At 38.8% G+C, this 20,012-nt stretch carries 23 protein-coding genes; 12 read left to right on the top strand and 11 right to left on the bottom strand.

What is annotated here, in order from left to right:
- Positions 1-93 precede the first annotated feature (93 nt).
- From PQ578_RS17595 to PQ578_RS17640, 10 genes are all read left to right on the top strand, one after another.
- Positions 94-1,452, top strand: a complete 1,359-nt coding sequence (locus PQ578_RS17595) for a YheC/YheD family endospore coat-associated protein (protein ID WP_273835751.1) — start codon at positions 94-96, stop codon at positions 1,450-1,452.
- 12 nt (positions 1,453-1,464) lie between these two features.
- On the top strand, positions 1,465-2,553 hold the full coding sequence (locus PQ578_RS17600) for a YheC/YheD family endospore coat-associated protein (RefSeq protein ID WP_273835752.1): 1,089 nt from the start codon (positions 1,465-1,467) through the stop codon (positions 2,551-2,553).
- Positions 2,522-3,895, top strand: coding sequence for a YheC/YheD family endospore coat-associated protein (locus PQ578_RS17605; protein WP_273835753.1), 1,374 nt, complete (start codon positions 2,522-2,524; stop codon positions 3,893-3,895). The genes PQ578_RS17600 and PQ578_RS17605 overlap by 32 nt, the downstream gene beginning before the upstream one ends.
- A complete protein-coding gene (locus tag PQ578_RS17610) occupies positions 3,892-5,055 on the top strand; it encodes a YheC/YheD family endospore coat-associated protein (protein ID WP_273835754.1) in 1,164 nt (387 codons plus the stop codon). Before PQ578_RS17605 ends, PQ578_RS17610 begins: the two co-directional genes overlap by 4 nt.
- 44 nt (positions 5,056-5,099) lie before the next feature.
- Entirely contained in the window at positions 5,100-5,318 is a 219-nt protein-coding gene (locus PQ578_RS17615) for a DUF5342 family protein (RefSeq protein WP_098446408.1), read from the top strand.
- An 84-nt stretch (positions 5,319-5,402) separates the two neighbouring features.
- Positions 5,403-5,582, top strand: coding sequence for a hypothetical protein (locus PQ578_RS17620; protein ID WP_098446634.1), 180 nt, complete (start codon positions 5,403-5,405; stop codon positions 5,580-5,582).
- Positions 5,583-5,695: 113 nt separating this feature from the next.
- Entirely contained in the window at positions 5,696-6,586 is an 891-nt protein-coding gene (locus PQ578_RS17625) for a PucR family transcriptional regulator (RefSeq protein ID WP_273835756.1), read from the top strand.
- A 163-nt stretch (positions 6,587-6,749) separates the two neighbouring features.
- Complete coding sequence (locus PQ578_RS17630) at positions 6,750-7,847, top strand: ABC transporter ATP-binding protein (protein ID WP_273835758.1); 1,098 nt, start codon at positions 6,750-6,752, stop codon at positions 7,845-7,847.
- 174 nt (positions 7,848-8,021) lie between these two features.
- On the top strand, positions 8,022-8,813 hold the full coding sequence (locus tag PQ578_RS17635) for a transporter substrate-binding domain-containing protein (protein WP_273835760.1): 792 nt from the start codon (positions 8,022-8,024) through the stop codon (positions 8,811-8,813).
- Positions 8,806-9,465 carry an amino acid ABC transporter permease gene (locus tag PQ578_RS17640; protein WP_098446404.1) on the top strand — a complete coding sequence of 220 codons (660 nt, stop codon included), beginning with the start codon at positions 8,806-8,808 and terminating at the stop codon, positions 9,463-9,465. The genes PQ578_RS17635 and PQ578_RS17640 overlap by 8 nt, the downstream gene beginning before the upstream one ends.
- A gap of 35 nt (positions 9,466-9,500) precedes the next feature.
- Here the strand turns inward: PQ578_RS17640 and PQ578_RS17645 are convergent, their stop codons facing one another.
- The 6 genes from PQ578_RS17645 to PQ578_RS17670 all read right to left on the bottom strand — a co-directional run bounded on the left by PQ578_RS17645 (position 9,501) and on the right by PQ578_RS17670 (position 14,813).
- Complete coding sequence (locus tag PQ578_RS17645; protein WP_165999633.1) at positions 9,501-9,749, bottom strand: hypothetical protein; 249 nt, start codon at positions 9,747-9,749, stop codon at positions 9,501-9,503.
- Between the two features lie 75 nt (positions 9,750-9,824).
- Positions 9,825-10,040 (bottom strand): alpha/beta-type small acid-soluble spore protein, encoded by a 216-nt coding sequence (locus PQ578_RS17650; protein WP_048313244.1) that lies wholly within the window; start codon positions 10,038-10,040, stop codon positions 9,825-9,827.
- A 404-nt stretch (positions 10,041-10,444) separates the two neighbouring features.
- A complete protein-coding gene (locus PQ578_RS17655; RefSeq protein WP_420541584.1) occupies positions 10,445-11,797 on the bottom strand; it encodes a TrkH family potassium uptake protein in 1,353 nt (450 codons plus the stop codon).
- A gap of 252 nt (positions 11,798-12,049) precedes the next feature.
- Entirely contained in the window at positions 12,050-12,763 is a 714-nt protein-coding gene (locus PQ578_RS17660) for an alpha/beta fold hydrolase (protein WP_273835763.1), read from the bottom strand.
- A gap of 70 nt (positions 12,764-12,833) precedes the next feature.
- A complete protein-coding gene (locus PQ578_RS17665; RefSeq protein ID WP_273835764.1) occupies positions 12,834-13,406 on the bottom strand; it encodes a DUF4257 domain-containing protein in 573 nt (190 codons plus the stop codon).
- A 3-nt stretch (positions 13,407-13,409) separates the two neighbouring features.
- A complete protein-coding gene (locus PQ578_RS17670; RefSeq protein ID WP_098446399.1) occupies positions 13,410-14,813 on the bottom strand; it encodes a SpoVR family protein in 1,404 nt (467 codons plus the stop codon).
- Positions 14,814-14,984: 171 nt separating this feature from the next.
- Between PQ578_RS17670 and PQ578_RS17675 the strand changes: the two genes are divergently transcribed.
- Positions 14,985-15,950, top strand: coding sequence for a bile acid:sodium symporter family protein (locus tag PQ578_RS17675; protein WP_273835765.1), 966 nt, complete (start codon positions 14,985-14,987; stop codon positions 15,948-15,950).
- Between the two features lie 39 nt (positions 15,951-15,989).
- Here PQ578_RS17675 and PQ578_RS17680 read toward each other — a convergent pair whose 3' ends face one another.
- The 5 genes from PQ578_RS17680 to PQ578_RS17700 form a co-directional block, all read right to left on the bottom strand.
- Positions 15,990-17,069: a mechanosensitive ion channel family protein gene (locus PQ578_RS17680; protein WP_160921493.1), complete on the bottom strand. Its 1,080-nt coding sequence runs from the start codon at positions 17,067-17,069 to the stop codon at positions 15,990-15,992.
- 67 nt (positions 17,070-17,136) lie between these two features.
- Positions 17,137-18,036 (bottom strand): EamA family transporter, encoded by a 900-nt coding sequence (locus tag PQ578_RS17685; protein WP_273835766.1) that lies wholly within the window; start codon positions 18,034-18,036, stop codon positions 17,137-17,139.
- A 259-nt stretch (positions 18,037-18,295) separates the two neighbouring features.
- Positions 18,296-18,484, bottom strand: coding sequence for a hypothetical protein (locus PQ578_RS17690; RefSeq protein ID WP_273835767.1), 189 nt, complete (start codon positions 18,482-18,484; stop codon positions 18,296-18,298).
- Between the two features lie 112 nt (positions 18,485-18,596).
- Positions 18,597-19,166: a redoxin domain-containing protein gene (locus tag PQ578_RS17695; protein WP_273835768.1), complete on the bottom strand. Its 570-nt coding sequence runs from the start codon at positions 19,164-19,166 to the stop codon at positions 18,597-18,599.
- A gap of 202 nt (positions 19,167-19,368) precedes the next feature.
- Positions 19,369-19,629, bottom strand: coding sequence for a metal-sensitive transcriptional regulator (locus PQ578_RS17700; RefSeq protein WP_098446390.1), 261 nt, complete (start codon positions 19,627-19,629; stop codon positions 19,369-19,371).
- A 157-nt stretch (positions 19,630-19,786) separates the two neighbouring features.
- Here PQ578_RS17700 and PQ578_RS17705 point away from each other — a divergent pair, with 157 nt between their 5' ends.
- On the top strand, positions 19,787-19,975 hold the full coding sequence (locus PQ578_RS17705) for a hypothetical protein (protein WP_098446389.1): 189 nt from the start codon (positions 19,787-19,789) through the stop codon (positions 19,973-19,975).
- The last annotated feature ends 37 nt before the right edge of the window (positions 19,976-20,012 follow it).

The raw sequence follows: 20,012 nt of genomic DNA on the forward strand, positions 1-20,012 counted from the left end.
AGTAAACTTCATCTTCATAGTATACGATATCCGCTATTGCCTATCCAGTTAAAGTAAGGTAATAAAGCAAAAAATGTTGAACGAGGGTCTTGAATGAAACTTGCTGAAAAGATTATTATACAACCAGAAAATTCAAGCTCTTCCCAGTCAAAACTTACGTTAACCATTCCTGAAAAAATCGCTTCTAAATGGAAACTGACGGATTCTCCCCTTCCACTGCGATGTGGCGCGGTTGAAGTCAGCGTTTCAATAAAGGTCTATCATACACCATCAAGTCATACCGTATACTGTTCACCTGATCTCCTCCGTTCCCTGTCACTGCCAGATCAAACCATTCCGATTACCATGAGCTTTTGTCATCAGAAACAAATACTCTCACTTGGTCCAATCTTCTGCCTTGCTCTTAACTCTTCTTCAAAAGCAGAGAATCTGTTTGGATCCTATACGGATTTTTGTAAGGAAGTTGCAGAGTATTGCGAGGAACATCATATTCTTTTCTACGTGTATACATTACAGCCTTGGAATGAAACAAAGGTATCTGGATTCATTTGGAATCAGCGAACATGGGTGGAAACGATACTGCCAATACCATCCGTTATCTATAATCGAATCCATTCTAGAAAACTTGAGAATTCTCATTTTATCAAACAATTGAAAGTCTATTGGCAACAACAGAAAATCCCCTATTTTAATGAGTCATTTCTTGATAAATGGGACGTACATCAGAAACTCCTCTTATACGATGAGATTGTTCCATATCTTCCTGAAACGGTTCTCCTAGAAGGGTTTGATGCGATTGAAATCATGATTACAAAACATCCTATCCTATATTTAAAACCGTTAAATGGAAGCCAGGGCAAACATATTTTTCGAATCAGTCAAAGTGATAATCTCTTTCATCTTGATTACTCTAGCTTTAATGGCAGTCAGACAATTTCATCTTCTGCCTTACCTAACCTCTACAAGACTATTCGCTTACGATCTAAATATATTCCCTACCTTATCCAACAAGGCATACCTCTCATCGATATTGACGGATGTCCCGTAGACTTCCGAATTCTATGTTTAAAAGGTACTGGTGGGAAATGGTCAGTTGTATCAGCTGTGTCGCGAGTTTCACGAACAAATGAACAATTTGTTTCAAATATAGCACATGGTGCTCTATTAAAAAAATTCCATGAAGGGCTCGCTCCTTTTCAAGATTCGATGAAAAGCCAACTAATGCGGATTCTCCCTGAACTTGCTCGTGAAGTTGCACAAATCATTGATCGTGAGAGTGAAGGTTTATTTGGGGAGCTTGGAATCGACATGTCAGTGGATCAAGACGGTCATCCGTGGATAATTGAAGTAAACACAAAACCTTCAAAAACCTCAGAGGGAACAACCTTAAGTACCTACCGTCCGTCCGTAAAAGCGCTAATCCGTTTGGTACATTGGTATTCATCCTTATAGAAGGGGGAGATTATGAAATCATTCGGTATTCTCCAACATTCACTTCAACATGAAATGGATTACGTCTCCAAATTAAGTGAAGCTGGAATAGATTTAGGTTTCGACGTCTATCGATTTTCACCTAACCAGCATTCTTCCCATCACATACAGGGGCTAAAATACGAACCACTACAAAAAGAATGGGTGGAAACGAACTTTAAGGTGCCGGAATTTATCTATGATCGATGCTTTCATAGCGGAAGCACCACAAAAAAAGAAACAGCTTTTATTCGATGGCTGAAAACGGAATCTAACGCTACTTTCCTAGGTCATGGGCTTCCAGGAAAGTGGGAGATATACAAACAATTAAAGAAAAGCCCTTTACTAAATCGGCATATACCACATTCGATAAAGCTTCATCCTCACACGTGTGCTAAAGTACTATCCGATTTATTAACTGAACACGGCAAGATTATTCTGAAACCAATTATCGGCTCACAAGGTAACGGTATCATGCTACTCACTCAAAACCAGGACCAGATTGGTGTTCAAATCAATCATAATGGGCGTATCTTTCATCATACTTATGATAAAACCAGTTCTTTACTAAAAATGATCAGGAGCATTTTAAAACAGCGCGACTATATCGCACAGCAATGGCTTTCTTTGCTTGATCAAAACAATCAACCGTTTGATCGAAGAGTGGTCATGAAAAAAACCTCCTATACAACCTGGGAAGAAATCGGTCGCGCAACTCGTGTAGGAAACCCTGAATCTTTTGTATCAAACTTGCATAGCGGTGGCACCATTCAAACCGACCAAAAGCTTTTAATGTCAGAGTCTGTCTTTCATCATGCTGAGTCAATAATCAGCCGACTTTCTCATTGCGTAGCTACTATTTTAGAAGAAACTTTTTCTCCATTGTTTGAACTTGGATTAGACTTCGGAATTGATCGATCAGGTAAAGTCTGGTTACTTGAAGCAAATTCAAAACCGGGGCATAAGGCCATTCGGTCGCATCAAGATTACTATACGATTCCATTTTACTATTGCCATTCGCTTATCAGCGAGAGGAAAGGGGTTAACTGCTATGGATGTAATTCTTCCATTAAAAAAGGATAGTACTTCTCAAGGGAATTTCTATGTTCCAGCCACTCTGTTTAAGCGTTGGGTCGATCGCATTTCTTTTCCTAATCAGCTATGTTTTGGTTCCAGACGATCCTTTTGCACAGTCTCTCCTCATCCGGATAACAAAGAAGAGTACCTTCTATCAGAAGATTTATGGAAGGTGCTGGGTGTGCCTTCAGAAACATCTGTTCATCTTTTTGAGAAGGGAAATTCACTTCATATCGGACCGCTAATTGGGATTTTTACAGCAGGTTTTACAAAGGATAGCATGAGGCCGATTGGGGAACGAAGTATGTATTTCGCTAAATTATTGTCAGCTACCTTGAAGTGTGGTGCTATTGGCTTTGCTTTTGGAGCGCATCACATTGATTGGAAAACAGGAAGTATTAAAGGATTAATGTATAACAAACGAGGCTGGTACAGAGTAACCGTACCAATCCCAGATGTTGTTTACGACCGCCTTCCAAACCGAAGTTCAGCAAACATTGAACAAGTCAGTACGACAATGAAGAAACTTCAGTCGCAATATTTCACCCCCTGGTTTAATCCTGGATTTTTTGATAAGTGGACGATGTTCGAGAAATTAAGCACAGATAAAGCCGTAAAAGATTATTTACCAGAAACGGTTCTAAGTCCTAAAACAACGATTATCGCAAGCATGTTGAAAGAGTATGAGCAACTATATATTAAACCTGCCAACGGAAGTCTTGGTCTTGGCATTCAGCAAATCTTAAAACCAGCTAATGAAAAGTATTATTATTGCCGCTTCAGAACAGATAAAGAGAACCGACTTAGACGATATACATCACTAGCAAGGCTCCTCAAAACGCAGTACCCAAATGGAATGGAAGGTCTCATTGCTCAACAGGGAATTGATTTACATCGCATTCATCATCGTTCAATGGATTATCGCGTTCATACAAACAAAAACAAAGAGGGATACTGGGAAGTCAGTGCGATTGCTGCAAAAATCGCAGGCGCTGGAAGCTTAACGACTCACATGGCATCTAACGGAACGGTTAAAACAATTGGAGAGCTCACTTCTGAATATGGCGTAAAGAAGCAGGTAGAAACTGATTTAATGGAGGCTGCCCTTCAATTAAGTCGTGCGATAGATAAAAAAGTCTCTGGCTTTATTGGTGAAATTGGGTTTGATCTTGGTATTACAAAAGAAGGGAAAATTTATTTATTTGAAGCAAATTCAAAACCAGGTAGAGGTATTTTCTCCCATCCGAAATTAAAAGCAGAAGAGGCAAGAACGAGAATGTTACCGATCGAATATGCCATCTTTCTTGCACAATCGACCATCGAAAAGCAATTGGTTACGACAGTATGATTGAATTATTTTATAGTCATGCAAATAAACGCTGGTATCAGCAGAGCAGTTATCAATCCATTTACTGGGGGAAAGAGCCAAATAAGCTCTCTCCCTTTCCCTCTTTTGCTTCTTCTATTATGAAATTGCAGTCGTCCCATGATGCCATCAGGCCTCTTGTCGGAATTCTTGCAGGTTCTACCCGCAAGCAGCACTTCAGTGGTAATGGCACGATATTCAAAGCCATTCAAAAAGAACTTACTGATTCTGGAGGGCTTTCTTACGTATTTACACCTGATGATATTCACTCATCGTTTATAACTGGTTACCTTTACGATCACTTTTCTCAAAAATGGACAGGTTATCGTTTCCCGTACCCTAACATTGTTTACAATCGGATTCCTGATCGCGGAGAAGAGAAATCCGATAAAGTGACCGCTTTTTTCAGCTTATTAAAGAAGAAAGGAATCCCATATTTTAATCGGTCATTTTTTCAAAAAGATCATGTACTTGCTCACTTATCAGCAAACGAAGAATTATTACCTTTTATTCCAGAGACAGCATCTGTTAACGGATCAAATGTAGAACAATTTCTCAATACGCATCATTCCATATTTTTCAAACCAACTTCAGGCAGTAAAGGAAGAGGAATTTTTAAATTAAATAGAGTAAAGACTGGATTTCACTATGTCGATCATGAAAGGAGTTATTTGTTTTCAACTTTCTCTTTATTAAGAGAACATCTTGCTACTCAAATTGGAGAGTCTTACATCATGCAACGTAAAATTAAACTGGCAACACATCAAGGAGAAGCTTATGATTTTCGAGTCCTTTTACAAAAACCGTTCAAAAGCTGGCAGGTCACAGGAATTGGAGTTCGTGCAGCTCCACCTAATGGACTAACAACCCACGTTCCAAAAGGTGGGCGTATTCTTCCGTTTCATAAATTAGCCACTCAGGAAGATGAAGCACGACTGACTGCACTTGCGATTCGTACAGCTGAAGTTCTCGAAGAAAAAGAACAGATGCTCGAATGCTCTTTAGACATCGGAAAAGATCAAGATGGACAGCTATGGATTTTTGAAGCGAATGCAAAACCAATGCGTTTTGACGAACCATTGATTCATCAAGCCTTTATACGATCCCTCACCTCATCTTTTCGAACGTATTCAGCGTATTAACATCCTATGTTATGATGATAAAAAAGTGGACATGGGGGAATACAATGATTTCGCACTTTCAATATAAATCCGTTGGATCAAAAGTAAGAAAACCTAAATGGGAAGTATCTTTTTTTCACCAAGGAACGTATTACCGTACGCTATACCTTCATACTGGAGAATTCGAATGGTTCCAGCCCGCTCCACCCGAATCGGAACAAAACAAACTTCAGTCTCAAATTCATGAACTTATGCTTTTCCATGTATACGAACAAGATTCATAATCCTACTCAAGGGAACACATACTATCCTTATTCAATGAAATAAGGAGATGAATCAGGTTGCCAACTAAAAAAACAGAAGACTCAATGTACGAAGGCCGCGATAAGTATGATATGGATATCGATCGTATGGTAAATGAAGGAATGGCTGGCGGGGCCGTTCATCAAAGTTACAGACAAGCACAAATTGAAGAAGCCATCCCCGTGATGGAACAAGAGCCACCCTATTCTAGTGTAGAAAAAAAAGATAAAGACAAACAGAAATAATATAACCAAAGAACCTCTTGCATTGGAAGAGGTTCTTTTCGATTCATTCTCTATTAATTTGAAGCAGCTGATGCGTTATACTAGAGGATAACTGTACATTAGGAGGACCACTTATGAATGCAAAACTTGCCGATTTATATGGAAATGATTATGTCCTCACCTCCGAACAGCCCGATCTGTTCCATTGGTACCGAACCACTGATGGGGAAGAATTCGGGATTCGAAAAACTCGTCTTACGGGACGCGAGAAGGATCTTCTAAATGCCCTTTTCCCTTCCATCCGCATATTAGATGATCGGATGAACGAGGTTCAAATAAAATGGGCTTCTCTCCTTTTTGAAGATACTTCAAGCGTGGAACTTAACCTTAATTCACCTGTCCGGTATATCCATTTTTATTTAAAAGAAGCACCATCCGATCTTTCTGATTTTATCGAGGCTATGACTGGATTGTTTTCTGATGAAACCGTGCTTTTGTTTGAAAATGAGAGGAAAGGCGTCCTCGTGCAAGCTAACGATATAGACCAACAAATCGTTCATGAACTCGAACAAACAGCTGCAGCCCTAACAGCTGACTTTTTTACTGGAATGTCTTTGTTTGTTGGTCAGACAATAAGTCATTCGGATAGCAGTCACTTGAAGCGTGTTTATAAAGCCGAAAAAAAATGGTTTGCTACAGGAAGAGAGCTGATGCCTTCTCAAATGGTTTTTACACACGTGGATATTGTCCCTGCTGTTCTTTTCAATGAAGCGAGTGAAGATACCATTGATTACTTAATTAAACTCATGGAACCAATTCAACATGACTCTGAACTACTAAAAAGTATCCGGATTTATTTAGAATCAAACTTAAACATTACCCTTGCAGCAAAACAGCTATACGTACATAGAAATAGTCTCCAATATCGTGTCGATAAGTTTATTGAAAAAACGGGAATCGATGTTAAAAGCTTTCAAGGAGCTGTAATGGTTTACCTTTCTCTTCTTGCGATGGAACTGCGTTAAAGGACGCAGTTTTTTTAGTGCGTTACCCCTTTTCTCTCACGTCTTTCGGTCAAAATGCACAAAACCTCGGAACAAGTTTGTGCACGCTTACAATTTACGATAGCGTTTTCATAGAGTAGACTTAGAACTAGCAAAAGGAGTTCATTTCATAGGAGGCATTAACATGGCAGAGATCGCACTCAATCACATTTACAAAAGATATGATAACAAATTTGAGGCAGTAAAAGACTTTAACCTTGATATTAAAGATAAGGAATTCATCGTGTTTGTAGGACCTTCTGGTTGCGGTAAATCAACAACGCTTCGTATGATTGCCGGCCTTGAAGATATCTCAGATGGCGACCTCGTTATTGGTGATCGTCGCGTGAATGACGTAGCACCAAAAGATCGTGATATCGCAATGGTATTCCAAAACTATGCTCTTTATCCTCACATGAACGTATACGATAATATGGCTTTTGGTTTGAAACTGCGTAAGTTCGACAAAAAAGAAATTGAACGTCGCGTAACGGACGCTGCTCGTATTCTTGGTCTTGAAAGCCTGCTCGATCGTAAACCTAAAGCACTCTCAGGTGGTCAGCGTCAGCGTGTTGCACTAGGTCGTGCCATTGTACGTGATCCACAAGTGTTCCTAATGGATGAGCCACTTTCAAACCTAGATGCAAAACTTCGTGTGCAAATGCGTGCTGAGATTTCTAAGCTTCATCAGCGTTTACAAACAACGACAATTTATGTAACTCATGACCAAACAGAAGCAATGACTATGGCAACGCGTATCGTTATTATGAAAGATGGCCTTATCCAACAAGTAGGAACACCAAAAGATGTATACGATGCACCTGACAACGTTTTTGTTGGCGGATTTATTGGATCTCCTGCCATGAACTTCTTCCGTGGTACATTGCAAGATGGCTTCTTCAAACTAGGTGATGTTCAAGTAAAAGTTCCTGAAGGGAAAATGAAAGTCCTTCGTGATCAAGGATACTTGAACAAAGAAGTGATGCTTGGTATTCGTCCTGAAGATATTCATGATGAGCCAGTATTTATCGAATCTTCTCAAGATACAAAAGTAAGTGCTGTCATTGATGTAGCTGAATTGATGGGTGCAGAAACTTACCTTTATTCGAAAGTTGCAGATCAAGACTTCGTAGCACGTGTTGACTCTCGTACCGATATTCAAAACGGTCAGAATATCAGCCTTGCGTTTGATATGAATAAATGCCATTTCTTTGATACTGAATCAGAACTTCGCATTCGTTAATAAAATGGCTAAAAAAGCTTCCTCTTAAAGCGAGGAAGCTTTTTTATTTGTCTTTTTGCATGAAGCAGTAAATTAACGTCAATAATGTTTCTTGATTGACTTTAAGTCAAATGCTAACTACAATAAATTTATAATTCACATCAATTTTGTAGGAATTAAAAGGAGGACTTTATTTTGAACAAAAAATGGATGCTAGGGTTGGTACTTGCCTTAACACTTACTGTACTTGCTGCCTGCGGTAGCAATAATAATACAGAGAATAGCGAAGAAGGAAGTTCCAACGAAAAAGAAACACTGTTAATTGGAACGGAAGCAACTTACCCACCATTTAGCTATCGTGATGACAATAATGAAATCACTGGTTACGACGTGGAAGTTGCCAGAGAAGTAGCCGATCGCATTGGAATGAAAGCGGAATTCAAAGCAATTGAATGGAAAGGGCTTCTATCCTCACTTGAAACAGAACGTATTGATATGGTCGCCAATCAAGTAACCATTACGGATGATCGTAAAGAACAATTTGATTTTACAGAACCATATACTTATTCAGGTGGACAGGTGATCGTTAACGAGAATAACGATGATATTAAAGGTATTGAAGATCTTGAAGGAAAAACAGTTGGAACCACACAGGGGAGTAACTACGCACAAGCTGCTGAAGAAGCTGGAGCTGAAACAAAAATTTACAAAGGCGCAAACCAGGTTCTTACAGATCTCAGTAACGAACGTAACATCGAAGCAGCAATGAATGACCGTCTCTTCATTTTAACGGAACTGCCTGAGCAGGATTATAAAGTAAAAGGCGTTGGCGAGACGTTCAACAAAACAGAAATGGCCTTTGCTCTTCCAAAAGGAAATGAAGACTTGGTTAACAAGATCAATGATGCATTAAAGGAAATGAAAGAAGACGGAACACTCGCAGACCTTTCAAAAGAATATTTTGATGGAGAGAACGTAAGTGAGTGAGACAACTGATGTGTTAATTAATTCTTTGCCCTTTCTCCTTGAAGGGGCTAAGAATACACTTCTTCTTAGTTTCTTTTCCATCTTTGGTGCTTTATTCGTTGGATTAATGATTGCATTGTTGCGTCTTTCTAAAAGTAAAATAGCGACTGGGTTAGCAAAATTATATGTCTCGTTCTTCAGAGGCACTCCACTACTAATCCAATTATTTATTTTGTATTATGGTCTTGTCTCTGTTGATATCCAATTAACAGCCTGGCAAGCCGCATACACTGGCCTTATCTTACACTTTGGAGCCTATATCTCTGAATCATTCCGAGCAGCCATCCTCTCCCTCTCAAAAGGACAGTGGGAAGCTGCGATGTCACTCGGGATGAAGAAATCGTTAATTTACAAAGAAGTCATTTTACCTCAAGCTTGGAGAAGAGCGATTCCACCCGTGTGGAATTCTTTAATTGATATCGTAAAAGCCTCTTCTCTTGCTTCCGTACTGACGATTTCAGAATTAACCTATAATGCAGATCAGATTGCTGCATCAAACTTTAAAGTCTTACCAATCTTATTAACGGCAGCTTTCATTTACTGGTTCTTTACAACGATTCTTAATCTCATCCAAAGTTTTCTTGAGAAGAAATTGTATATTCCATCCTCTTAATAAGATAAAGAGCTGCCCTAACCGGCAGCTCTTTGCTATGTAATCCATTCTTCAATTAAATAGACATCATTCCATCCGCACGTTGGACAAGATAGAAGATGGGGGCATTCATGCGCTTTGCTTTTATATCCGTCCGCTTTTTTCATTGATTCAATAGGCTCATACGCACTATATTCATCATAATACTCCGCTTCTCTTCCCTTATCCGTTAACTTATCTCCACATACCTGACAAACAAGCTCAATAGCAGCAAAGCTATTACAGAGCGGACATTCAAAAGACATAAAGCCTCCTCCTTCTATGGATAAATCACGTAAGAAGGGATGGACGAATCCACCCCTTACAGCCATGGTATAAAATTATTTTTGGTAACCGCCAAGCTGTTGTTCAGCCATTTGAACCAAACGCTTTGTGATTTCTCCACCAACAGATCCGTTAGCGCGAGAAGTTGAATCTGGACCAAGTTGCACTCCGAATTCAGTAGCGATTTCATACTTCATCTGGTCGATAGCTTGAGCCACACCAGGTACTACAAGGTTGTTAGAGCTTCCTTGTCTGCTTTGTTGTTGAGCCATGTCAATCACCTCCTTTGTACAACTAGTTTGTGAAATCCCGATTTTTATATACCAATATTTTTTGGTAAATAAGACCAAGAAAAGCGAAGACGAGCGTTTAGAAACGGAGATATTGGAACTCTTGAACTAGAACACGCCTTTTGTGTTCTGGTAAAAGAGTGAAATATCGCAGTTTCTGCGAGTCGCAGCTAGACAAGAAAAGCGGAAGTGGGCGATTAGACACTGCAGGCATCATAAAAACGTATTTCCGCGATTTCTGCGATATTTCCGCGTTATTTTTATTTTTCCCGCGATAATGAACAATATTTCCGCGAAAATCCAACTAATTCCGCGTAACAGAAAACAACTACTACATTGAAAGGACTTAACGAAAAAAAAAGCAAGTAGCACTAGGCCACTTGCTTTTATCCAATAATAACTCGTTCTGTTGGATAGTGGTATCTTTCACGAAGAACCGTTCCTCTAATAAGGAAGAGAAACGAAAGAATCCCAATTCTTCCGATAAACATCAAACACATAATTACAATTTTACCAAATGTACTTAGCCCTGGTGTTACCCCCATTGATAAACCAGTAGTACCAAATGCTGATGAGACTTCGAAAATAATCGCCACAATCGGAAATGGTTCTGAGAATGAGAGCATAATAATTCCACAGCTCCACACGATAATGGCTACGGTGAAGACGACAAATGCTTTGTGAATGTCCTCATGATGCAATTCTCGTCCAAAAACTTTGATCGATGTCCCGCCTTTTGCGAAGAAGAAAATAGCAAGTAGTACAATTGCAAAGGTTGTTGTTCGAACTCCCCCTCCAACACTGCTTGGGGAAGCACCGATAAACATTAATGCAGATAATAGTAGCTGTGTAGGCTCCTGGAACTGATTCACATCCATCGTTGAGAGTCCTCCACTACGAGTAGTTACCGACTGAAACATGGCATAGAAAAACGATTCATGCCAGCTTTTGTCCGCAAAAAAGGTTGTCGCTTCAAAAGCCCAAATCAGGATAGCACCTGATACAACTAACACAAAGAACGTCATTGTAGTTAGTTTTGTAAATAAAGAAAATTTGTAGCGATAACTATTTTGTCTAGAAAACAAAAAGTTTTTCACTTCAATTAAAACTGGAAACCCTATTGCTCCAGTCACAATCAATAAGATATGAATAAATTGCACGAAATAGTCTTGAGCGAACGGCTGAAGCGAGCTACCTGTTATATCAAAGCCACCATTTGTCGTTGCACTAACAGAAGCAAAGAACCCCTGTAAATAGGCTTCCTGCCAAGTTTCAAAGAAGCGAAGGTAATAAGTACCTAGAACAAGAGCACCGATCACTTCTATAATGAATATCAAGCCAAGAATTTGTTTCATCAGTTGCACTAGGCCTGCGAGGGTTGATTGATTTTGATCTGTCATAATCAACTGTCTTTCTTTCAACCCAATCTTCTTGCCCATGACAAGCCACACAAATGTACCGAGCGTCATAATTCCAATCCCACCAATTTGGAGGACTGCAGCGAGGATGAAAATACCTGGAACGCTGAACGTATCCGCAATAGATACAACAGAAAGACCCGTTACACTTACCGCACTAACGGCTGTAAATAGCGCATCAATAAAGGAGAGCTCCACACCAGGTTGATGGGCAATCGGTAAACCAATTAAGAAAGTGGAAACCGTTACCGCTATTAAATAAAACAAAACGATTAACTGAACAGACGTTAATCGGATTCGTCGAAATCGAGATCTTAACAAAGCATCCACAGCCTTTTCATATAATACAAACTTTTGAGAAAGCTCCTAATCAGTTGTTCCATCATTTAAAGTTAGGAGTTGAACTCATATGAAGGGTTAGATAATTACATTCCCTATCTTAACCCATATACGCTTTCTGTCAATCTCTTTCCTATATCCTCCATTATTGAGAATCTTCTTACCTTCTATTCCTTATTCCCTTATCCGAACTAAAAAACCTCACAAAAATAAGAAGCTGTCACTGACAGCTTCTTATTTTTGTGAGGTTTCTATCCAAGTTGAAATGGTTTGGACAGTTTCATCGATTTGTTGTTCCGATGTAAGTGATCCAGGATTATCTCCTTTTTGTTCACCGTACATACCATAATTCGCATGATTTCCGCCTTCAATTACATGAATGACAGCTTGAGAAGATAGCAAGCTTTCTTTTTCCTTTTGGTCAGATAAGGTAGCTACTCCATCATCCTCCCCGTATATTGTTAACGTTGGCATCTCTAAGTTAGACATGTCTTCAATCGGATAAGCAGCGAGAAAAAACAACCCCTGTATGCGATCGGGATGTTCCATTGCAAATGAGGAAGCCACAGCACCACCTAGTGAATGACCACCAATGTACCAATTATCGATCGTGCTATATCGATCGATAATACTCGTAGCTTCGTCGCCATCCAGAATAGCGAGATTTAACGTTAGACGCGGGATGACAACAAAATAACCTTTCTCAGCAAGCTGGTGCGCTAGGTACGCATAGGCTTCTTCTTCTACTTTGCCGCCTTGATAAAAGATGATCCCTTTCTCTGCGTCTGTTGATCCAAAAGTTAATTCATTTTCATTGGATTTTTCCATATAAGCTAGCGCTTCTTTTGTTGGTTCATATGCAGAGCGAGCCCAGAAAAAGAAAGCGATCGAAAGGATCACTACTAACAGTAAAACAATAAGGCTGATTCGTTTTATCACTTTTTTCATATGAGATCCCCTTTATATGTGCATAATCACATATATCATACGATAGATCTCATACTTCGACAAGAGACACCTAAAACGATCGCTGCTTGCCTTGACTTAGAAGCGAATTAATTTCACACTGATACAGTTTTGCTTCTTTCGGACCTACCGCTTCACCCACTTTCGCTTGAAGTTTTGTGAGACGTTCCATTTCTTCTTCCGTTAAGTAAATAGGTGATGGACTCATAATTCCTTTTACCTTTGACCCGTCTGCTTCATTTTTTACAGCATATATTTGAATATTTTTATTTTGAATCGCACTGTTATTTTGATCAATAATTTGATCTGTTTTTTGATCCACGTATCGCTTTAGAAAAGCACTGCTCCCAAATCCTGTGAGCAGTGCTAAGTATAACAAATACTGAGCTGAAGCTGTTTCGATAAACAAAAGCGTTGTTAAAATACCGCCAATGGCTCCTACAAACGGCTCTTTAATAGACCCTAGACTGTAGTAAACTGTTTGATTTTCGTAATTGATTACTTTACGAAAACGCTGGAATTCACCTGAGATAAGAATATTTCCAACTCCTCCTACTGCGCCAGCGACCGTAATAAAGAGAAGATAAGTCCAGAAATGATCATTTAATTGACTCAGGATGTCCAAGGCCTACAAATACCTTCGATGTAATTTCTTTCCGTCATATGAAAAAAGAACTTCTTTATCTTCCACTTTTGTTTCCATATGAACCGGACGCCCCCAAAGCTGATAAATATAAGGAATAACGCGCTCTAGATATTGAAGATCAAGTTCTGTGTCTTCAAAAGAATGGTGAAGATACATTTCGCCAGCTTTCATATAGTTTCCGTCATTGACAGTTAAATAAGGAAAGCCGCCATTTACTCTCATTGTCACAAGTTGATCGCGAATATGCTCCCATTCTTTATCTACAATTTTATAATCCCGCCCCTTTTTCTGAAATAAATATAAATCTTCTTTGTGGACGAGGTCTTTCGTTAAATAATTTCGAATGAATGAAATATCAGCTTCTACTTCACGGACCTCAAACATCTTTTCTCGCCCTTTCCCAGGCTCGAATCCCCGCTGCCTCATCTCTTCCGTTGGGTTATCGTAGACTTCTTCAATATGCTCGAAAATTTTAAGCCCCAGGTAGTAAGGATTAATACGTGTGCGTGAAGGCTGCACAACATTAGCATTTAAAGAAGCAAATTCAATTGCTTCATCCGTCGTTAAATCCATTTCGCGCAGAATACGCTGATGCCAGTAGCTCGCCCAGCCCTCATTCATGATCTTTGTTTCAAGCTGTGGCCAGAAATAAAGCATTTCCTCTCGCATCATGGTCAAAATATCGCGTTGCCAGTCTTCTAACTCGGTGCTGTATTCCTGAATGAAAAGAAGAAGATCTTTTTCTGGTTGTGGAGGGAATTTCTTCTTTTTCTTTGGAGTTGGCTCGTCCGCAGAATCATCCTTATCGATTGACCATAAATCATTGTATGGTGAATCATGTTTCACTGGAATTGGTGTATCGTCTTGATAATTATAAGTTAGTCTAGGACGCATGATAGAAGGATCTATATGTTCTTGTATCGAGAGGACGGCATCAAGGAAGTTTTCTACTTCGTCTTTCCCATAATGATGTTCATAATAAGCAACACGCTCAGCAGTGGCCGTCATACTTTCCACCATGTCTCTTCGTGTATTGGAGAAACGAACATTATTCTTAAAAAAGTCACAGTGCGCCAATACATGAGCAATAATAAGCTTATTTTGAATGAGGCTATTTGTATCTAATAAAAAGGCATAGCAAGGATCTGAATTAATAACAAGCTCATAGATTTTACTTAGTCCTAGATCATATTGCAGCTTCATTTTATGAAACTGTTTTCCAAAGCTCCAATGAGAGAACCGCGTTGGCATACCATATGCTCCGAATGTGTAAATAATATCTGCTGGACATATCTCATAACGCATTGGGTAATAATCGAGTCCGAACCCTTTTGCGATCTCCGTAATCTCTTCTATGGCATAAAAGATTTCTTTCTCTGTAGACATTTCATTCCCTCCTAATGTATTGCTTACTAATATGTATGACCGGACAAGTAGGTTCATGATTAGGCGGAAGAAAATCGTTATGGAAAAATAGTTGGATAAGTTTTCAGATAGTATTGAAAATTGTTTAAATAAGCGTATAATCAAGATTAAAATTTCTAAGGATGTGGTGGAATGAAAGCTCTTGAAAAGGCAAGTCGCTTTGCGGGAAATACATTTGCAGTTTGGGTACTTCTTTTTGCAGTGTTAGGTTTTATTTATCCTGAAGGATTTACGTGGATTACTTCTTACATAACCATACTACTAGGCGTTATTATGTTTGGGATGGGGATGACCCTCTCTACCAATGATTTTAAAGAAGTGGTGAAGCAGCCAAAAAGTGTTGCCATAGGGGTGGCAGCACAGTTCATCATTATGCCATTACTCGCATACGCTCTAGCGGTTGTATTTCGGTTACCCGCTGAAGTTGCTGTAGGTGTCATCCTAGTCGGTTGCTGTCCTGGCGGAACAGCTTCCAATGTGATCACTTATCTCTCTAAAGGAAATACAGCTTTATCCGTAGCCATTACAGCTGTCTCAACACTACTTGCTCCTTTATTAACGCCTGCACTCGTTTTATTATTTGCGAGTCAGTGGTTACCGGTCTCAGCTGGAGATCTATTCTTATCCATTTTCCAAATGGTCGTCATACCAATCACTCTTGGCGTTATCGTAAAGCTTATTTTCAAAGAAAAAGTTGCTGAAAGTGTAAAAGCGTTACCCCTTGTTTCGGTCATTTCTATCGTAGCCATTGTGGCTGCAGTCGTAGGCGCAAGCAAGGACCGCATAGCAGAGACAGGACTGTTGATCTTCTCAATTGTTATTCTTCATAACTTGCTCGGCCTAATGATTGGCTATTTTCTCGCAAAATTATTTCGACTTAATGAACGCGATCAACGAGCTATCTCTATTGAAGTTGGGATGCAGAATTCGGGTCTTGGAGCAGCACTCGCAGCAGCTCATTTCAATCCAATTGCCGCCGTACCGAGTGCCATCTTCAGTGTATGGCATAATATATCAGGCCCTATTCTTGCTACCATTTGGAGTAAAAGGAAGCCGGCTACTAAAGAACAAAACGTTTTATCAAAGAGAAGCGCATAGAAGAAGGCAGGTCTCTCAAACGGAGACCTGCCTTCTTCTTTAGCTATACATTTTCTCTTCTTCATGAGATCGTGCACTTTCAACATGGAGTGTTTGCGTAGGGAATGCAAAGGAAACTTGCTCTTCCTCCATGATTTTCATAATTTTAAAGTTCACGTCTTGCTTCACATTTAAAAAATCGCCCCACGTTGTCGTATTTGTAAAGAAATAAAGAAAAACATCAAGGCTACTATGATTAAACTCATCAAAAGAAACAAAGATCGTTTCAGGGTGAATTTCATCATGATCTCGAAGCATCTTCTCAATACGAGTAATACACGTTTCAAGTCTTTCTGAAGGCGTATTGTACGTGACACCAACATGGAACGTAATCTGACGTTTCCCCATTTTTGACCAGTTTGTAATATTTTCATTAGCTAGTCTCGCATTTGGAACGGTAACAAGCGCTTGAGCAAACGTACGGATTTTCGTACTTCTAAACGTAATGTCTTCAACGACCCCTTCAACACTAGGCGTTTTAATCCATTCCCCAATTGAGAATGGCTTTTCTGTAATAATCACAATGCCACCAAAGAAGTTCTCAATCGTTTCTTTTGCTGCAAGAGCAAAGGCTAATCCTCCTAGTCCAAGCCCTGTAATAAACCCATTCACATCATAACCAAATTCTCCAGCAATGACGCTGAACGTCATGGCAACAATTAAGAGACGGAGCGTTTTTGATAGAAATGGAATTAGAAGTTGATCAATTTTTAAATTATATTTCGTGTTCATCGTTTGGAAAAACAATGAAGAAGCTGAGGATAAATTATACAGCCCCCAAGCCGCTAAGAAAATTAACGATGAACTCATAATGTCTGTGAAGAGTTCATTATGATGATCAAGAAAAGAAACATATCGAACAGAAATATTTAATCCTATAATCACAAACAGCATTCGTAGCGGTCTTTCAAATGCTAAAAAAAGATGTGTGAAAAATTCATTAGAAGATTTTCTGCTTAATTTAAGAACGAGATTATAAATATACTTCGCGAAAATTTTCCTCATTAATAGAAAAAGAAGGAAGATTCCAATGGCAATTCCAAGCTGAATCCAGGTGTCATCAATACGTAACAAATCCATTACGCAATTTCCCCTTTACTAAAATAGGTTATAAAGATATACATTCGTTTTCATTTTCTTCTATTTGTCAGTTATCTAAAATTATACTGCTTTTTTTGGATTTACTTTCACCGAAAACATCCCATTGGGAAATGACAATGCCAGCAAGAACGAGAAAGACGCCAAACCATTGAATCATATGAACGGCTTCATGTAGAATGATAGCCGAGAGAAACACTGCTGCGGGGAGCTCTGAAGAACTAAGGATTGTTCCAACACTCGAACCAACTTTCGGTACACCTATTGCCATAAAAAGAACAGGGAATATATTCCCGAGGATCGCTAAGAAGAAACCAAACAGCGTCCATTCTAACGATAGCCCACCATGTAGAAGAGACCCTGGAGTAAATGTCGTTAACACTAGAACTCCTGCGACGGTCACCATGAAAAAGCTTTTCTGTATTGCAGGAACTTCCGCCGAAGTTTTACCCATAATAAAAATGTACATGGCAAAACAAATTGCTGATAAAAGCCCTAACATGATTCCGGTTGGATCATAAGTTATCTTCTCACTTCCAATAATTCCACTCGCTAGAGTCGTCCCGATAAGAAGAATGCTAACGGAAAGAAACGTTTTTAAATTTGGCCATTTTTTTTGATATAAGGAATCAATGACAATACCAATCCATGTAAATTGGAACAAAAGCAAAACAGCAATGGAAGCTGGAAGCTTTGAGACAGCAAGCGTATAAAATATGGAAACACACCCGATCATAGCTCCGCCAAGCAACAAAAATTTAGCTCCTTTAAAACTTGGCTTTTGTTTAAAGATTAGAAGTAGAACAAGTAAGACCAACCATCCAAAGACAAACTGTCCTGCTAAAAGTTCTCCTACAGAAAATCCTCTTGTAATCCCTATTTTTGTAATTGTTGAAAGTGATCCCAGACTGCATCCAGCAGCTAAAACAAGCAATACATACTTCCACATTTATGAATCCCCCCATTCATTCCACTTTTCTTAATATCAACTTCAGAAACAGCTTATTACTGTGTGTAAACATTAAAAAATCGCCCCCTGTCGATTTAATCAACAGAGGGCGATGAAAATGAGAGATCCGTCTCTCAGAAAAATCGCCGTCCAGCCATCTTTGGGCTGGTTTTAGTATACATTGTACAGCATAAGTGCTATTTCACAAAACGTCAACGGAAACATATTCTTTCAAACTTTATAAAATTAATCACCTTTTTTAATAAGCTTGATAAAGACCACTAGTGATGAAGTAGCCAACTAACACACCCAGAAACACTGACATCGATATGTAAGACCATTTTGATTTGAATTCGTACCCAATTCCATCTACTGTTTCATAAATCCAACTGTATTGGACATACCCGAGTATAACAAATAGCATTACACCAAATCCTAGATTTGCCACAGTTCACTCCCCCTTATGTGTCAACTGTTTATCTTCAATGTTTCCTAAAATCGTCTTCTAAAAAGAACAAAGGAACGAACAACAAGACATAGATAACCAACAAGTGATCACTTTATCGAGCAGAGAATGCCAAATCGTTCATCATTTCTTTACTCATAGGACCAATCACTTTCTTCATGATTATACCATTTTTGTCAATAACATAAGTAGTAGGAATTGTAATGGTCGCGAATGTTTCCATTAATTGTCCCTCTGTGTCTAACAAAATAGGAAAAGTAAGATTATTTTTCCTTGCAAAATCTTTTACAACCTGTGAGGATGACTCATTCGTTGTAAGATTAACCGCAAAGATTTCCGCATCAAGCTCTTTCCCATCTTCCTCATAAAACTGCTGCATATCAGGCATTTCTTCTTTACATGGAGGACACCAGGTGGTCCAGAAATTAATAAAGGTAACCTTTCCTTTGGAATCTGAAAGGCTCACTTCTTTCCCTTCAAGCGAATATAATGTGAAATCAGGTGCACGATTTCCCTCTTGAATTCCTATTTCATGAGCATTAGACGTTACTTCAGAAGCTTGCATTTGAGCTGGATGGCTCACTTCTTTCTCTTGATATGAAGAATAGAGACTATATGCTAGAAAACCGAGAACAAAAACGATTCCTATTCTTAGACGTTTCATTTGCTCCTCCTTTTTTCAAACAAACGTAAAAGCAATCATCTCTATCCATTCATGCAAATAGAACTAAAAGCAAATAACAGAAATGAGAAGATCTATTATTCACTATTTCTCCAGCTTGCAAGTTATATACACTCTCATTCATTTTGATTGACCACAACATGAATTGTATCCGACAATATAAAATGTTTGAGGCAAAATTGAACTAGCGGCTTTTCACTAATAGTTGTACGGCTTCTTTTACGACATCTTCTGTGGACTCACCCTTATCAAGTTGTTCTCGAATGCATTCTTCAAGATTCGAACCAACAATTAATCCAATCGTACGGTCAATTGCCGTCCGACTCGCAGAAAGCTGAGTAATAACGTCTTTACAATCTTTTTCTTCTTCGATCATCCGGAGAACACCGCGAATTTGACCTTCCACTCTTTTTAAACGATTTTTCATTTCATTTGTATATTCCATGGTATGACTCCCTTTCATGTCCATTTAATTTATTACATATAAGAATATTCTGTCATAATTATATTAATTTCTTGCTACTTCTCTTCATATATTGTAAAATAAATCGTAATTTAAGGATAGGAAAAAGGTTTAGATCATTATAAGGAGGCAGTGCCTTTTGGATTTATCCGAAGATGATAAACGGTTATCTAAAATTTATCGAAAAATTGTTACCTCGAACGAATACAAAGCAGGTAAAATTCTCGAAAAACTAGATAGCGAAACGAAAGACAAAGTATTTCATCTCATTCGTAAGAATAAAGCTGATTACGAACATCAATTGAATAAACAACAACTTCACCAATAGTAGAAAAACCGGTTTGCTAACCGGTTTTTTTTTCATG

It is taken from the genome of Guptibacillus sedimenti, assembly GCF_028610665.1.
GTDB lineage: Bacteria > Bacillota > Bacilli > Bacillales > Guptibacillaceae > Guptibacillus > Guptibacillus sedimenti.

Bases quoted from the DNA above. Each gene is read 5' to 3' on its own strand.
- PQ578_RS17695 (WP_273835768.1), bottom strand. From the start codon at position 19,166: ATGAAACGTCTAAGAATAGGAATCGTTTTTGTTCTCGGTTTTCTAGCA.
- PQ578_RS17645 (WP_165999633.1), bottom strand. From the start codon at position 9,749: ATGTCTTTTGAATGTCCGCTCTGTAATAGCTTTGCTGCTATTGAGCTT.
- PQ578_RS17660 (WP_273835763.1), bottom strand. From the start codon at position 12,763: ATGAAAAAAGTGATAAAACGAATCAGCCTTATTGTTTTACTGTTAGTA.
- PQ578_RS17630 (WP_273835758.1), top strand. From the start codon at position 6,750: ATGGCAGAGATCGCACTCAATCACATTTACAAAAGATATGATAACAAA.
- PQ578_RS17610 (WP_273835754.1), top strand. From the start codon at position 3,892: ATGATTGAATTATTTTATAGTCATGCAAATAAACGCTGGTATCAGCAG.
- PQ578_RS17595 (WP_273835751.1), top strand. From the start codon at position 94: ATGAAACTTGCTGAAAAGATTATTATACAACCAGAAAATTCAAGCTCT.
- PQ578_RS17680 (WP_160921493.1), bottom strand. From the start codon at position 17,069: ATGGATTTGTTACGTATTGATGACACCTGGATTCAGCTTGGAATTGCC.
- PQ578_RS17615 (WP_098446408.1), top strand. From the start codon at position 5,100: ATGATTTCGCACTTTCAATATAAATCCGTTGGATCAAAAGTAAGAAAA.
- PQ578_RS17650 (WP_048313244.1), bottom strand. From the start codon at position 10,040: ATGGCTCAACAACAAAGCAGACAAGGAAGCTCTAACAACCTTGTAGTA.
- PQ578_RS17620 (WP_098446634.1), top strand. From the start codon at position 5,403: ATGTACGAAGGCCGCGATAAGTATGATATGGATATCGATCGTATGGTA.
- PQ578_RS17600 (WP_273835752.1), top strand. From the start codon at position 1,465: ATGAAATCATTCGGTATTCTCCAACATTCACTTCAACATGAAATGGAT.
- PQ578_RS17685 (WP_273835766.1), bottom strand. From the start codon at position 18,036: ATGTGGAAGTATGTATTGCTTGTTTTAGCTGCTGGATGCAGTCTGGGA.
- PQ578_RS17700 (WP_098446390.1), bottom strand. From the start codon at position 19,629: ATGGAATATACAAATGAAATGAAAAATCGTTTAAAAAGAGTGGAAGGT.
- PQ578_RS17670 (WP_098446399.1), bottom strand. From the start codon at position 14,813: ATGTCTACAGAGAAAGAAATCTTTTATGCCATAGAAGAGATTACGGAG.
- PQ578_RS17675 (WP_273835765.1), top strand. From the start codon at position 14,985: ATGAAAGCTCTTGAAAAGGCAAGTCGCTTTGCGGGAAATACATTTGCA.
- PQ578_RS17625 (WP_273835756.1), top strand. From the start codon at position 5,696: ATGAATGCAAAACTTGCCGATTTATATGGAAATGATTATGTCCTCACC.
- PQ578_RS17605 (WP_273835753.1), top strand. From the start codon at position 2,522: ATGGATGTAATTCTTCCATTAAAAAAGGATAGTACTTCTCAAGGGAAT.